A 14,807-nucleotide genomic window follows, 5' to 3' on the forward strand; every position below is an offset into this window, starting at 1 on the left:
TCAAAGCTTTAGCTTCGAGCTTTTTTTATTGAAAGAAAATAGAGCATTCAATTATATTTTTTCATATTTGCATGGTCCTTTTGTATAAAACAATCTAAAAGTGAATAACCAGCTATTAAACTTATTATCGTAACAAAAGTAGTATTGATAAGAATAATATTAGTTAAATAAGGTAGGTATGCACCAACTGGTGAAAAGAGTAGAGCTGGAGAAAAGGAAATGAATAGCGTAGGCACTGTAATAGCGATAAATTTATCCGGCTGAAAGCGCCAGTTTTGTTTACTCGTTTCGCGATTAATGGATTGAAGGAATCGTAATAAAATGCCAACTATAAGAGGGAAGAGTGTAAAGTAGAATAACCTTGGATACACGTTAAAATTCACCTGCGCATCTGTATCTAAATAAAATTGAATTTTCACTCCGACAAATAATAATAAGACGATAAATAATGTAAAGCAGAGGTATAGCATTACTTTTTGCATTGTATTCCACCATCCTTTACTCAAAATATATTCAAAAAAAGAAGAGATATACAATAACTACTGTTGTATATCTCTTCTTATACGGTTATTTAATAGTGGAGTTTGCTTTTTCTTGCTTCGTGAAATAATCAATAATGCCCATCGCGCTAATTTCTATATCTAAATGTAAAATATTATAAACGGAATGATCTGATGGAACGTTTAACTTTGTAAGGTGGGAAGAAATCTTATCCATTAATACAGTTTGTAAAGCTTTAGTCGCTTCATCGAAATCATTATACTGTTCAAAGACCTCTTTTCCAGTATGAACGAAAATAGGTAACCAATGTTCAAGCTGGTTATATACTTCTGTAACATTGGAGGACGCGCCGTAATGGCCGAAATAAATAGTATCTACATTCATACTTTGAATGTGATTTTTAGAAGCAATCATCGCATCTGGTTGGAATTGTGAAGGAGATGTTGAAGGAAGGTATAGTTCTACACCAACGTCTGCGAGTTCTCTATAATAAATGCCAATTGTATCGCCAGTAAAAATGCCATTTGTTAATGAATCGTGAATGCTAATATGGTGCTTTGCATGCCCCGGTGTATCGTAAAATGTAAGGATGCGGTCTTCGGCAATTTTTAACGTATCACCATGTTGTACAATACGAACACGTTCTTCTTCTATAGGAAGAATTGGATCAAACAGTTTATCGAAATCTTCTTTGTATACAGCTTTTGCGCCTAAAATGAGTTTTGTTGGATCAATCATATGACGAGCACCGCGAGAATGCACATATAACGTAGCATTTGGGCACTGTTTCATCATTAAACCAGCGGCTCCAGCGTGATCTAAATGAACGTGTGTAACAATAATGTTTTTTACATCGTTTAAGTCAATATGTAATTGTTGTAAGCCGTCTAAAATATACGGAAGAGAAGGGGCTGCACAAGTTTCAATTAAAGTAATATCGTCACCTAATAAAACGTATGTACCTGTTCGTTCATTATGCTGTAGATCGAAATCATCAATAAGATATAGGTGAGAAGATAGTTGCTCTACTTTTTTCATCTTTACCACTCCTTATATAAGGTATGTAACTATTATACGCTAAAAATACAAAAAGGCAGAAAACGAAAGCCTCGTTTTCTGCCTTTTTGTATTGTAATTATTGCTTTTGTTGTTTATTGATAGACATAACGAACAGCCCAACAATACCGCCAACTAATGGAAGCATAATTTCTCCAGCTAAATTAAAATAGGAGCTTAAAAATAAACCATTTACATCGATTACCCAGCCAATCACATACAATAACATCATATATAGTACGAAATAAAACTCGCGATTTGAAATCGTTTCATGTTGTGCAGTTTTCATATTGAACACCATCCTTTTCTATAATAATAGAATATAAACTGTCACATTTTGTTCACAATTCAATTGTAAAACTTTGCATCTTAAAAGTCTAGTAGTTTGTGTCGAATTTTTGAACGAAAATAAAGCGCTATCATTTCTGGTTGTAAGTACGTAATAAGGGCTGTATATTCACGAATGTAGTATAGTATAAACATAGAATGATAGTGAAGAGAGGGGTAAGGACAATGACAGTTTATGATTTTTCAGCTAAAACGATAACAGGAGAAGATAAATCGTTAAAAGATTACGAAGGAAAAGCGCTTCTTATTGTAAATGTAGCTAGCAAATGTGGTTTTACACCGCAGTATAAAGGATTACAAGAAGTATATGATAAATATAAAGACCAAGGACTTGAAATACTCGGTTTCCCTTGTAACCAATTTGGAGGACAAGAACCAGGTACAGAAGCAGATATTACTAGTTTTTGTGAGTTAAACTACGGTGTAAACTTCCCGATGTTTGCAAAGATTGATGTGAAAGGCGATAAGGCTCATCCTCTGTATACATACATGACAGAACAAGCACCAGGTTTACTCGGTATGAAAGCAGTGAAATGGAACTTTACGAAGTTTCTAATTGGAAAAGACGGGAAAGTAGTAGGGCGTTTTGCGCCGCAGACGAAGCCGGTGGATTTAGAGGTTGAGATTGAGAAGGTACTTGGAGAATAACGAGAAGTTTCACTTTATAAAAAAATGCCTCAAAGAACTACTTTGTTCTTTGAGGCATTTTCTTTACATTCACATTATCAACATTAAATCACTGAATGGAAGTCATTTGATTTAGGCGGAGAAGCTGCTTTTTTCATAAGCACTTCCCATAAGTGTACGGATTTTCCCCATTCCGCTGCGGCCTGTCCCTTTTGATACATAGCGTTTTCATAACTGAAAGTAAACTGTTGCATATCATTCGAGTTGTAAAGTGTATCGATGTGGAGAGCATATTCTCGGAATGTTTGACTTTCACCCCGTCGTATACCGATTCTCGCAAATTGTTTCAAAAGTGCGCTGTAAGCTTTGCTATAAACAGCATCATCTTTTCGGTATTTGTAGAAAAGAATAATAAAAAATGTAATCCATTTCATTCTAGTGGTGAAGAGAATGTATCCGATGATACTGATTGGTATCGTAGAGAGGAATATGTACCACCAAGAAAGTCCATTTTTAGAATTTGTAAGCTTTTTAGTAGGAGCGTCTTCTGTATCTTCAATTAAACTTTTGAGCTTTGCTTCATTGTTTCTTTGGTGCATTTGCGCATTTTGAGAATTAGTTTCTTCGCTATTTTGTAAAGTAGGAGCAGGAGTATTATTTGTGAAATTATAGGGATTCGTAAATCCTTTTGTTGGTTCGAATGGAATCCATCCGTATCCAGCGAAATATACTTCGACCCAAGAGTGTGCGTTATCGTTCGCGATTTTATAAACATCCTCACCTTCAGCACCCACAAACGTATTATCGAGAGTTCCTTCTGTATAACCTTTTACCCAGCGAGCAGGAATACCGGCAGAACGAAGTAGCACGATCATAGACGTCGAAAAATTATTACAGTAGCCACTTTTTGTATCGAAAAGAAATTGATCAACATAATCTTGGTTTTTGGCAGGGAACAACACATTCATTGTTTCATATACGAAAGAATGGTCGGTGAAGTAGTTTTCAATAGCTAATACTTTATCATATCGGTTGTTTTTATCATTTGTTAGATTAACAGCTAAGTCTCTTACTCGCTGCGGTAATGATTCGGGAAGTTGCGTGTACTTTGTCATGAAATAAGGATTTGTTTCTTGACCTTCATTCGTTTTTACAGCTTTCAAGTTTTCTATGGAAAACTCCGGGACCTCATATGTTACTTTATAAGAATTTAAAGTAGTAGAAGAGTCTCCGTCCATCGTATAGATTTTTTCTGAAAATGGGTCAACGCTGTATGATACATCGGAAGAAGCCTCAACTGATACTAACCCTGCTGGATAGGTAAGGTGCGGATAACTTTTTTGCATGGTGATTGTTGCCTTAGTTGTCTCTGTTTTTGTATTTTGTTCGTACCAACTCACGACGTCGTTTTTATTTTTAAAAGTAACCTTCTTTTGATTTTCAGAAACTTCCCAACCTTTTCCGGTATAAAAATCTTTCGTTTCTACTCTCCAATATTGTTTGTTTTGCGTTGCTGCTGTAAAAACAATTGTAGGATCTGCTTTAAAAGGACCACCTAATCGTGAGTCATCTAAACCATACCCAACTTTAGAAACTTCTTGCTGTTTACTTGCTTCGGATGTGTTGAATTGTAAAAAATCCATTGGGTTTGGCCATTGAGGACCAAATTTTGGAGCGAAGTATGCGATGGTTGCTGACAATACAATAAATATTGTAAGAGGTCTAAGTAATTTTGAGATTTCTCTAGCATAATTTTGTAAGTGTTCACTCTCTTTTATTCGTTCTATGCGGATAAGACTAAGCATAAAAAAGCCGATGACAACAGTACGAATAATAGCGTAGTTTGCATTGTATACATGTAAGTTATGAAAAGCGGTGATATAAATAATAGTCAATATAAGAAATAACAATCCACGCTTTTTATGAATCATCCAAAAAGAGATGAAAGAACTCAAAAACCAAAATGATAAAAAAAATAAAAGTGTTGGAAAAACAGGAGAAATATCTAGTAAATTCCCCTGAAATAACAGGGAGGAATTTCGAGAAATATCAGTAAAAAATTTCGTTAGCCAAGTTGGATTAATAAAAGCATTTTTATAATACAGGAAATGAATGATGAATAAAATCGTCACGATCTTTAGTGGAATTTGCCACCTTATTTGAAAAAAAGAAAGAGTGAAGCAAATTCCTATAAATATTACAAAAATATCTAATCTACCTACGTTTGTAATACCTATAACGGGTCTTATCCATTCTAGTAAAAGTAGAAATGCACATACATGCAGGAGGAATCTAATCATATCCCATTTGTATTTTGTTTGTAATGTCGTCATTTGCTCACCTCAAAAAACACGTTTGTATATAGGTTTTCATAAACTACATTTACAAATATTTTTCGTTTTTGTAGAGTTTCTAGAATACTGAGTTCTCGATGTGAAAGTTGATTTGGTTTTTCTTTTACAATAAAAACTAGTAATTTTCTATTTTGTATAGCGGCATAGTCAGCTGCCTTTTGAATATCGGGAGAAAGATCGCTTGTCACGAGTATAATTGTTACGGGCTCATAAATTTTTCTTAATTCCATTTCTACACTCCGGGAGATCGGGAATACACTGTCCGCTTGTACTTTCGCTAAATGACAAAAGATTTGCTGCAACTGACTATCTCCATTGTCTAAAGGGAAAAAAGTTCGTTCTTTTCCGACAGACACAAATGACGCCGGTGAATTTTGCTTCAAGACAGCCCTGACAATAGAGGCAGTAAATGTGACGACTGATTCGAATAGAGGGGATTCAGTTCTGTCTATGAATATCATAATATTATAGCTGCGCTGTTGTTCAAACTCTTTCGTCATAATGTTGTTTGTTCTTGCAGTTGCTTTCCAATCAATCCATGAAAAGCGGTCACCAGGTTTATAGTCTCTCACACCGACAGAAATGGTAGAGTCTTTTGTGAAATTTATATTTGCTGAGAGCGCTCCTTGTTCGAAATGGTTTTCCAATTGCTGATACGTTATATCTACATACTGAGGATAGACTAAAAATGTATCTGGAGCTGAAAAAGTTACTTCTTTCTCCATCATACCGAATAGATCACCAGTTTTGACGCGTACGCTTGAAAAAGTGTGCTCTCCTCTAGGGATTGTGTCAATTGCATATTGAAACGAAAAATTTCGTTTTACTCCTGGAAAGAGTATTGTTTTATTCATCTTTGTTTGTCTACAACTTGTAAAGTGTGGTGGCAATTCATCTTCTATAACTAAATAAAGTAAGGGGAAAGGAAATTTTCTTTTTATTGTAATCGTGCTTAAAAAAGGTTCTCCTGCTACATAATCGTTTTGATTTGTTATTCTTTTTACTTCAGCACCCCGTAAAGCGTAGAAGGGGAGTAATAGTGAATAAAGACCAATAGGAACCATACTGTAAAATAAAAACCAACTTACAAATCCTCCTTGAAGCATAGCATACACAAATGTTAACACCAGGCATAAAGGGATTAGTAATAACTTCGTAACGTAATATAGTGCTCGTAGCATGCGTTTCATTAAAGGCTCATCTTCCTTTGAGTCGGCACGGTAGTTCGTGCAACGATTTTTGAAATAACTTGTTCTCCTGTTATTCCTTCAAATTTTGCTTCCATTTTTAGAATGAGTCTGTGAGCCAACACGTAAGGAGCTAAAAATTTAACATCGTCTGGAATAACATAATTTCTGCCATGGATGAATGCATAAGCTTGTGAAGCTTTCATTAAAGCAATCGAGCCACGCGGACTTGCACCTAGTTGTATAGAACTATAAGAGCGAGTTTGACTAACAAGCTTTACAATGTAATGCTTGATTGCTTTGTCCATACTTACTTCCCGTACGCTTTGTTGTAAATACAGTAATTCTTCTATTGTAGTAATAGCTTGTAAATGGGATAGTGGGTTCGTTTTTTCCATCCGGTTTAAAATTTCAAATTCTTCTTCTGGTGTAGGATATCCCATTTTTAGCTTCAACAAGAAACGATCGAGCTGGGCTTCTGGTAAAGGATATGTTCCCTCATATTCGACCGGATTTTGTGTAGCCATTACAAAGAACGGTTTTGGTAACGGTCTTGTCATACCATCTATTGTAATATTGCCTTCTTCCATACTTTCAAGTAAGGCAGATTGTGTTTTGGGAGATGTACGATTAATTTCATCAGCAAGTATAAAATTCCCCATGATTGGCCCAGGCTTGAACTCGAATTGGAGCTCTTTCGGATTGTAAATAGAAACACCTGTTACATCTGACGGTAGTAAATCAGGTGTGAATTGAATTCGCTTGTAATCAGCATCAATGGATTTAGAAAGAGCGCGTACTAACATTGTTTTCCCAACGCCAGGCACATCTTCTAATAGTACATGACCTTCAGCTAAGAGAGCTGTCAAAGCTAAAATCGTTTCTTTTCTTTTTCCGACCATTAATTTTTCAATATTGTTAATTATTTTTTCTATAACGGGATGTAATGAATCAAACTGGTGCATCGTAATCCTCCTAATGTGTTATTATCGTTTTCTAATCTATTTAGTGAAAAATAGAATGTATTCTTCTATTTACGAGTAGTAAAGCTCCTATCTTAAATTCTGAGAATATTCAGATTATTTATTGCGATTACATCTAGTATAATTGTTTCAGTAACTAAGGGCAATATGGTAAATAATGATTTCTAGTTTTATAAATACATTCAAATGGCTGTTTCATATATTTATAAAGAAAAACGTAGGGGCTTTTCCTACGTTTTTTCTTTTGCAAAATAGTTGATAACTCAACATACTATTCTCTTAATAATCAAGATTAACGATAAATCTTCACAATGAAACAAAAAATCTTCTCACAAACTTATTCTCTAATGAATTTTTGACAATCTCTTGAACTGTGCGAAATGTCACATCTGAATTTTACAACCTCTCTTATAGTAAGGGTATGTAAGAGAGACGTATTAAAGGAGTGAACAGTATGAAGAAGAAACATTCAGCACTAATGAGACGTTTAAAATATTTTTCACCAATAGATCGTTATAACGATAATCATACACAAGAAACATATGAAGATCGTGAATGGGAGAATGTGTACAGAAAGCGTTGGCAGCATGATAAAGTAATTCGTTCTACACACGGCGTGAACTGTACTGGTTCATGTAGTTGGAATATATATGTGAAAGATGGAATTGTAACTTGGGAAGGGCAGGAGCTTAACTATCCGACTACAGGTCCTGATATGCCTGATTTTGAACCGAGAGGATGTCCACGTGGAGCGAGCTTTTCTTGGTACATTTATAGTCCACTTCGTGTGAAATATCCATATGTACGTGGTGTTCTTTGGAATATGTGGCAAGAAGAGTTGCAAAATAATGAGTCACCATTAGACGCTTGGAAAAGCATTGTGGAAAACCCTGAAAAGGCACGTACGTATAAGCAGGCGCGTGGTAAAGGGGGATTTATTCGTGCGAATTGGGATGAGGTATTACAACTCGTTTCAGCTTCTTTACTATACACAGTAATGAAATATGGTCCAGACCGAAATGTCGGTTTCTCACCAATTCCAGCTATGTCGATGTTAAGTCATGCAGCTGGTAGCCGTTTTATGCAACTTATGGGTGGACCGATGCTTAGTTTCTATGATTGGTACGCAGATTTACCACCAGCTTCTCCGCAAATTTGGGGTGATCAAACAGATGTACCAGAAAGTAGTGACTGGTATAACTCTGGTTACATTATGACGTGGGGTTCAAATGTACCGATGACGAGAACACCAGATGCTCACTTTTTAGCAGAGGTTCGATATAAAGGAACGAAAGTCGTTTCTGTCAGTCCTGACTTTGCTGAATCTACAAAGTTTGCGGATGATTGGATTAGTGTGAAACAAGGTACAGATGGTGCACTTGCGATGGCAATGGGGCACGTAATCTTACAAGAATTTTACGTAGATAATCAAGTGGAATACTTCACAAAGTATGCGAAACAATATACTGATTTTCCTTTCTTCGTCACATTGAAACAAAAAGGAGATCAATTCGTTGCTGATCGGTTCTTAAATGCTTCTGATATTGGACGCGAAACGAAGTTAGGAGAATGGAAACCTGTACTTTGGAACGAGAATACGAATGATTTTGCAACACCTCACGGCACAATGGGGTCGCGTTGGGATAACGAAAAGAAATGGAACTTACGTTTAGAAGATGAAGAAACAGGCGAAAAAATTGATCCACGTCTTTCTTTACTTGGAATGGAAGATAATGTTGGAACGGTACAAATTCCGTACTTCTCTGATGATGGAAACAAAGTATTAGAACGTACAATTCCAGTGAAAAAGGTTATGACAGAAGACGGCGAAGTGTTCGTTACAACTGTATACGACTTAACGTTAGCAAATTATGGTGTGAACCGCGGGCTTGGCGGACAAGAGCCGAAAGACTTCAATGATGACATACCGTTTACACCTGCATGGCAAGAGAAGATGACAGGAGTAAAACGTGAGCTTATTATTCAAATCGCTCGTGAGTTCGCACAAAATGCCGTTGATACAAATGGTCGCTCAATGATTATTGTCGGAGCTGGTATTAACCATTGGTTTAACTCTGATACGATTTATCGGGCCGTTTTAAATCTTGTTCTTCTCGTTGGGGCACAAGGTGTAAACGGCGGTGGTTGGGCGCATTACGTTGGTCAAGAAAAATTACGACCAGCAGAAGGATGGCAAACGATCGCGATGGCAAAAGATTGGCAAGGACCACCGAAATTACAAAATGGTACATCTTTCTTCTATTTCGTAACAGATCAATGGCGCTATGAAGATACACCAGTTGGACATTTAGCATCACCAGTAGAAGGCAACCCTCGTTATCAACATCACGGTGATTACAACGTATTAGCAGCGCGACTTGGCTGGTTACCTTCGTATCCAACATTCGAGAAAAATGGAATTGAATTATATAAAGAAGCTGTTGCTGCTGGTGCAACAACGCAAGAAGAAATCGGAAAATACGTTGCGCAAAAACTAAAAGAAAAAGAACTGAAATTCGCGATTGAAGATCCAGATAACAAAAATAACTTCCCGCGCAACTTATTCGTATGGCGTGCAAACTTAATTTCAAGTTCTGGTAAAGGACATGAATATTTCTTAAAACATTTGTTAGGTACAACGAACGGATTAATGAATGATGATAGTGATTCATTGCGACCAGAAGAAATTAAATGGCATGAAGAAGCACCAGAAGGGAAGCTTGATTTACTCATTAATTTAGATTTCCGTATGGCTGGAACAGCGCTTTATTCTGATATCGTCTTACCTGCTTCAACTTGGTACGAAAAACATGATTTAAGTAGTACAGATATGCATCCATTTGTACATCCATTTAATCCAGCAATCGGTTCACCGTGGGAAGCGCGCTCTGATTGGGATATTTTCACTTCTCTTTCTAAAGCTGTGTCGGATTTAGCGAAGAAAATTAATCTTGAACCAATGAAAGAAGTTGTGGCAACACCACTTCTTCACGATACACCGCAAGAATTAGCTCAACCACTTGGTAAGATTAAAGATTGGAGTAAGGGTGAGTGTGAACCAATCCCGGGTAAAACGATGCCACAAATTCATGTTGTCGAAAGAGATTATAAAACGATTTATGACAAAATGACTGGACTAGGACCAAATGCCGGAAAACAACCGATTGGTACGAAAGGGATTTCTTGGTCGGCGGAAAAGGAATATGAGCAATTAAAGAGCCGGTTAGGAGTCGTTCGAACAGATTCTATCGCGAAAGGTTGTCCAGATATAAAAGAGGCAATTAATGCAGCTGAAGCGGTATTAACGCTTTCTTCTACAACAAACGGTCATATGGCTGTAAAAGCATGGGAAGCACTTGAAAAACAAACGGATTTAAAATTACGTGATTTAGCAGAAGAACGTGAAGAAGAATGCTTCACATTTGAACAAATTACAGCGCAGCCTAAAACAGTAATTACTTCTCCAGCCTTTACAGGTTCTGAAAAAGGTGGACGCCGTTACTCACCATTTACAACAAATGTGGAACGCCTTATCCCGTGGAGAACAATCACTGGACGACAATCTTTCTATTTAGATCATGACATGATGAAAGAATTTGGCGAAACGATGGCAACATTTAAACCAATTCTGCAACATAAACCGTTCCGTAAATCACGGCCTGAAGTAGAAGGAAAAGAGATTACATTGAACTATTTAACACCGCATAATAAGTGGTCCATTCATAGCATGTATTTCGATTCATTGCCGATGTTAACGCTGTTTAGAGGTGGTCCAACCGTTTGGATGAATAAAGAGGATGCTGCAGAAGCAGGCGTTGCGGATAATGATTGGATCGAGTGCTTTAACCGTAACGGTGTTGTTGTAGCACGTGCTGTTGTAACGCATCGTATACCGAGAGGAATGGCGTTTATGCACCATGCACAAGATCGTCATATAAACGTACCTGGTACGAAATTAACAAGTAACCGCGGGGGAACGCATAATAGTCCAACTCGAATTCACGTAAAACCGACGCATATGATTGGTGGATATGGTCAATTGAGTTATGGATTTAACTATTATGGTCCGACGGGGAATCAGCGCGACTTAAACGTAGTAATTCGCAAACTGAAGGAGGTAGATTGGCTTGAAGATTAAAGCACAAGTCGGAATGGTAATGAACCTAGATAAATGCATCGGCTGCCATACTTGTAGCGTAACATGCAAAAACACCTGGACAAATCGTCCAGGTGCTGAATATATGTATTTCAATAACGTAGAAACGAAGCCTGGTATTGGTTATCCGAAGCAATGGGAAGATCAGGAGAAATATAAAGGCGGCTGGGAATTGAAAAATGGTGAAATTCAGCTGAAATCCGGTTCGAAAATGAAGCGCCTTATGAATATTTTCCACAATCCAGATCAACCAACGATTGATGATTACTTTGAACCTTGGAACTATGATTATGAAACGCTAACAAATAGTCCACAGCGGAAGCATCAGCCAGTTGCTCGTCCGAAATCAGCAATTACAGGTGAATTTATCGATAAAATTGAATGGGGTCCAAACTGGGAAGATGATTTAGCTGGTGGACATATAACAGGATTACAAGATCCGAACGTAAAGAAAATGGAAGAAGAAATTAAAACTGATTTTGAAAATGTCTTTATGATGTATTTACCACGCATATGCGAACATTGTATGAATCCATCTTGTGTATCTTCTTGTCCGTCTGGTGCGATGTATAAACGTGAAGAAGATGGGATTGTTCTTGTCGATCAAAATGCATGTCGTGCATGGAGATTTTGCGTATCTTCTTGTCCATATAAAAAAGTGTATTTTAACTGGCAAACAAATAAAGCTGAAAAGTGCACAATGTGTTTCCCTCGTATTGAAGCAGGTATGCCAACAATTTGTTCGGAAACATGTGTAGGACGTATTCGGTATATTGGGGTAATGCTATATGACGCTGACAAAGTAAAAGAAGCGGCTTCTGTTGAAAATGAAAAAGATTTATATGAATCTCAGCTTACGGTTTTCTTAGATCCAAATGATCCAGAAGTAGCAGCTGAAGCGAAAAAACAAGGGATTCCTGAAGAATGGATTAAAGCGGCACAACAATCACCAATCTATAAAATGATTATTGATTGGAAAATTGCTCTACCTCTTCACCCAGAGTATCGTACAATGCCAATGGTTTGGTATATCCCGCCGCTTAGCCCAATTATGAATATGGTGGAGGGAAAAGGTAGTAACTGGCAAGCAGAAGAGATTTTCCCTGCTATTGATAATATGCGTATTCCAATTCAATATTTAGCGAATTTACTCACTGCAGGAGATGAATCACATATTCGTCTTACATTGAAAAAAATGGCTGTTATGCGAACGCATATGAGAGCACTTCAAATTAATAAAGAACCAAATGAAGCGGTATTAAAAGAACTCGGTTTAACGAAACAGGATGTAGAAGATATGTATCGTCTTCTTGCTATCGCGAAATATAAAGATCGCTTCGTCATTCCGGCATCTCACCGCGAACAAGTGGCAGATTTATATAACGAACAAGGAAGCTGTGGTTTATCCTTCGCAGGTGGCCCGGGCTCTTGTATGACAATTTCTTAAATAATGGAGGCGGAAACATATGAAACAAAGTTTACAAACTGCTTTTTCATATTCTTCATTCCTTCTCTCCTACCCGGAAACCGGGTGGAGAGAAGCTTTAACTGAATTACAAGAAGAGATTGAAGCGATTGAACAGGACGATATTAAAGCTTCACTTACAGTATTTATACAACAAGCATTAAATAAAACAGACGATCAACTCATTGATGGTTACGTATATACATTTGATTTTGGTAAAAAGACGAATATGTATCTTACGTATATGAACACCGGTGAACAAAGAGAAAGAGGTATTGAATTACTAGAGCTAAAGCAGCATTATAAAAAATCTGGTTTTAAAGTAACAGATAAAGAACTACCTGATTATTTACCACTATTACTAGAGTTTTTTGCAAATGCAAATGAGCAAGACAGTGAACCAATTATGAGTAAATACAAGGAGAATATACAAGCATTACACGTTCAGTTAAAAGAAGCAGGTAGTATGTATGAACCAATTCTTGCGGCTGTTCTACTCGCAATCGATACATGGGGTGTACAGACAAATTAGAAAGGAGAGTTGTCAAAATGATGGATCAATTTCTATGGGTATTGTTTCCCTATATCATTTTTGCAATCTTTATCGGTGGACATATTTTCAGATACAACTATGATCAATTTGGGTGGACATCAAAATCTAGTGAACTATTAGAAAAGAAAATGCTCCGAATCGGAAGTATATTATTCCACTTTGGGATTATGTTCGTAATTGGCGGGCATGTTATGGGGATTTTAATTCCAGAAGCTGTATACCGTTCAATAGGTATTTCTGAGCATATGTATCATGTAGTAGCAATTAGTTTTGGGCTTCCGGCAGGGGTTGCTTCAATCATCGGTTTAATTATATTAACGTACCGCCGCGTAACAGTAAAACGTATCATTGCAACGAGTACGAAGGGAGATTATATTGCGCTTATATTATTACTTATCGTAATGCTAGCAGGACTTTCTTCAACATTTTTAAACATCGACTCAAAAGGGTTTGATTATCGTACAACGATTGGTCCTTGGTTCCGAAGTCTCTTTATTTTCCAACCGAAAGTTGAGTATATGACGGAAGTGCCAGTATGGTTTAAAATTCATTTAATTGCAGGTATGGGGCTATTTGCAGTATGGCCATTTACAAGACTTGTACATGTTTTTAGTGCCCCAATTAAATACGTAAGCCGTAGTTATGTAATTTACAGAAGACGTATTCCAAATGAATTGAAAAAATAATGTTGTTTTATATGTTTAGTAACTTATAAAGAAAGCCGAGATCTAATTGAAGACCTCGGCTTTCTTTATAAGTATAAGTACCTAAATAAGACGCTAATCAATACTACAAACAGAAGCAGAGCAATCTTCACAAGCAATTTCACATTTTAAAAATTGTAAATCGTGAATGGTAATCTTTCCTTTATGAATAGAAATTGTACCTTGCTTTTTTAATTCATTTAACATTCGATTTACGCTTTCACGTGAAGTTGCACAGAAATTAGCTAGTTCTTGATTCGTTAACGGTAAATCGATGAGAATGCCATTTTCTTTTAATACACCGTAACTATTTGTCATTCGAATGAGAGTAGAATATAAGGCACCTTTTTTGCCGTGTAACACTAAATCTCGGAACTTCGTTTGCATTCTTCTTAAATGTTCACTAATCCATTTCATAAATTCAAATACAAGAGCGGGTTTTTGGAGTAATGCTTTTTCTAACGCTTCACGCTTTATTACACCTACTTCAACATCTTCAAGACATTTTGAGTTTAATAAATATTTTGCATTATCCGTGAACAACGTTAATTCTCCAATAATGTCATATTCCGAACAAATTCGAAGTGTTAATTCTTGTCCGTCAGCACTAAGTTTACTAATTTGTACTTTTCCTGAGTGGATAATATAGAGTTCGGTTGCCTCCATACCTTCTTGAAAAATAAAACTACCTTTTTTTATCTGCATTTTATATTCAACAGATGCAAGTAATTCCTTTAAATCTTGAGATAATTTCATACTGTTTGTCACAGCAATCACCTTTCTTCTTATAAGCAATACATTTCCTATTTTGAGTGTAAGTATGCTGAAAATGCAAGAGCTATTTCAAAATTGATGTAAAATTTCAATGACCGT

General features: G+C 36.6%; 12 protein-coding genes. 5 read left to right on the forward strand and 7 right to left on the reverse strand.

Annotated elements, in window-relative coordinates; all coding sequences use genetic code 11:
* Positions 1-47 precede the first annotated feature (47 nt).
* From ACZ76X_RS15990 to ACZ76X_RS16000, 3 genes are all read right to left on the reverse strand, one after another.
* Positions 48-482, reverse strand: coding sequence for a hypothetical protein (locus tag ACZ76X_RS15990; RefSeq protein ID WP_479850963.1), 435 nt, complete (start codon positions 480-482; stop codon positions 48-50).
* Positions 483-567: 85 nt separating this feature from the next.
* Positions 568-1,539, reverse strand: a complete 972-nt coding sequence (locus tag ACZ76X_RS15995) for an MBL fold metallo-hydrolase (protein WP_479850964.1) — start codon at positions 1,537-1,539, stop codon at positions 568-570.
* A gap of 97 nt (positions 1,540-1,636) precedes the next feature.
* Positions 1,637-1,846, reverse strand: coding sequence for a DUF3925 family protein (locus ACZ76X_RS16000; RefSeq protein WP_000844977.1), 210 nt, complete (start codon positions 1,844-1,846; stop codon positions 1,637-1,639).
* Between the two features lie 224 nt (positions 1,847-2,070).
* On the opposite strand from ACZ76X_RS16000, the gene bsaA reads away from it, so the two are divergent.
* On the forward strand, positions 2,071-2,553 hold the full coding sequence (gene bsaA / locus ACZ76X_RS16005; RefSeq protein ID WP_000219424.1) for a glutathione peroxidase: 483 nt from the start codon (positions 2,071-2,073) through the stop codon (positions 2,551-2,553).
* Positions 2,554-2,636: 83 nt separating this feature from the next.
* Here the strand turns inward: bsaA and ACZ76X_RS16010 are convergent, their stop codons facing one another.
* The 3 genes from ACZ76X_RS16010 to ACZ76X_RS16020 are packed head-to-tail and all read right to left on the reverse strand — an operon-like array spanning position 2,637 to position 7,038.
* Positions 2,637-4,865 carry a transglutaminase TgpA family protein gene (locus ACZ76X_RS16010; protein WP_479850965.1) on the reverse strand — a complete coding sequence of 743 codons (2,229 nt, stop codon included), beginning with the start codon at positions 4,863-4,865 and terminating at the stop codon, positions 2,637-2,639.
* Positions 4,862-6,076, reverse strand: a complete 1,215-nt coding sequence (locus ACZ76X_RS16015) for a DUF58 domain-containing protein (RefSeq protein WP_479850966.1) — start codon at positions 6,074-6,076, stop codon at positions 4,862-4,864. The genes ACZ76X_RS16010 and ACZ76X_RS16015 overlap by 4 nt, the downstream gene beginning before the upstream one ends.
* On the reverse strand, positions 6,076-7,038 hold the full coding sequence (locus tag ACZ76X_RS16020) for an AAA family ATPase (protein WP_479850967.1): 963 nt from the start codon (positions 7,036-7,038) through the stop codon (positions 6,076-6,078). The genes ACZ76X_RS16015 and ACZ76X_RS16020 overlap by 1 nt, the downstream gene beginning before the upstream one ends.
* A gap of 472 nt (positions 7,039-7,510) precedes the next feature.
* On the opposite strand from ACZ76X_RS16020, the gene ACZ76X_RS16025 reads away from it, so the two are divergent.
* From ACZ76X_RS16025 to narI, 4 genes are read left to right on the forward strand one after another with little or no spacing between them, the layout of a single operon-like run.
* The gene (locus ACZ76X_RS16025) at positions 7,511-11,194 is read left to right on the forward strand and encodes a nitrate reductase subunit alpha (RefSeq protein WP_479850968.1); all 3,684 of its coding nucleotides are present in this window, start codon (positions 7,511-7,513) and stop codon (positions 11,192-11,194) included.
* Positions 11,184-12,659 carry a nitrate reductase subunit beta gene (gene narH / locus ACZ76X_RS16030; RefSeq protein WP_229131391.1) on the forward strand — a complete coding sequence of 492 codons (1,476 nt, stop codon included), beginning with the start codon at positions 11,184-11,186 and terminating at the stop codon, positions 12,657-12,659. The genes ACZ76X_RS16025 and narH overlap by 11 nt, the downstream gene beginning before the upstream one ends.
* 19 nt (positions 12,660-12,678) lie before the next feature.
* On the forward strand, positions 12,679-13,209 hold the full coding sequence (gene narJ, locus ACZ76X_RS16035; protein WP_479850969.1) for a nitrate reductase molybdenum cofactor assembly chaperone: 531 nt from the start codon (positions 12,679-12,681) through the stop codon (positions 13,207-13,209).
* Between the two features lie 17 nt (positions 13,210-13,226).
* Positions 13,227-13,916 (forward strand): respiratory nitrate reductase subunit gamma, encoded by a 690-nt coding sequence (narI, locus tag ACZ76X_RS16040; protein ID WP_479850970.1) that lies wholly within the window; start codon positions 13,227-13,229, stop codon positions 13,914-13,916.
* 93 nt (positions 13,917-14,009) lie between these two features.
* Here narI and ACZ76X_RS16045 read toward each other — a convergent pair whose 3' ends face one another.
* Positions 14,010-14,702 carry a Crp/Fnr family transcriptional regulator gene (locus tag ACZ76X_RS16045; RefSeq protein ID WP_000185188.1) on the reverse strand — a complete coding sequence of 231 codons (693 nt, stop codon included), beginning with the start codon at positions 14,700-14,702 and terminating at the stop codon, positions 14,010-14,012.
* Positions 14,703-14,807 lie beyond the last annotated feature (105 nt).

This window comes from Bacillus sp. BC05(2025) (assembly GCF_056725905.1).

Bases quoted from the DNA above. Each gene is read 5' to 3' on its own strand.
- ACZ76X_RS15990 (WP_479850963.1), bottom strand. From the start codon at position 482: ATGCAAAAAGTAATGCTATACCTCTGCTTTACATTATTTATCGTCTTA.
- ACZ76X_RS15995 (WP_479850964.1), bottom strand. From the start codon at position 1,539: ATGAAAAAAGTAGAGCAACTATCTTCTCACCTATATCTTATTGATGAT.
- ACZ76X_RS16000 (WP_000844977.1), bottom strand. From the start codon at position 1,846: ATGAAAACTGCACAACATGAAACGATTTCAAATCGCGAGTTTTATTTC.
- bsaA (WP_000219424.1), top strand. From the start codon at position 2,071: ATGACAGTTTATGATTTTTCAGCTAAAACGATAACAGGAGAAGATAAA.
- ACZ76X_RS16010 (WP_479850965.1), bottom strand. From the start codon at position 4,865: ATGACGACATTACAAACAAAATACAAATGGGATATGATTAGATTCCTC.
- ACZ76X_RS16015 (WP_479850966.1), bottom strand. From the start codon at position 6,076: ATGAAACGCATGCTACGAGCACTATATTACGTTACGAAGTTATTACTA.
- ACZ76X_RS16020 (WP_479850967.1), bottom strand. From the start codon at position 7,038: ATGCACCAGTTTGATTCATTACATCCCGTTATAGAAAAAATAATTAAC.
- ACZ76X_RS16025 (WP_479850968.1), top strand. From the start codon at position 7,511: ATGAAGAAGAAACATTCAGCACTAATGAGACGTTTAAAATATTTTTCA.
- narJ (WP_479850969.1), top strand. From the start codon at position 12,679: ATGAAACAAAGTTTACAAACTGCTTTTTCATATTCTTCATTCCTTCTC.
- narI (WP_479850970.1), top strand. From the start codon at position 13,227: ATGATGGATCAATTTCTATGGGTATTGTTTCCCTATATCATTTTTGCA.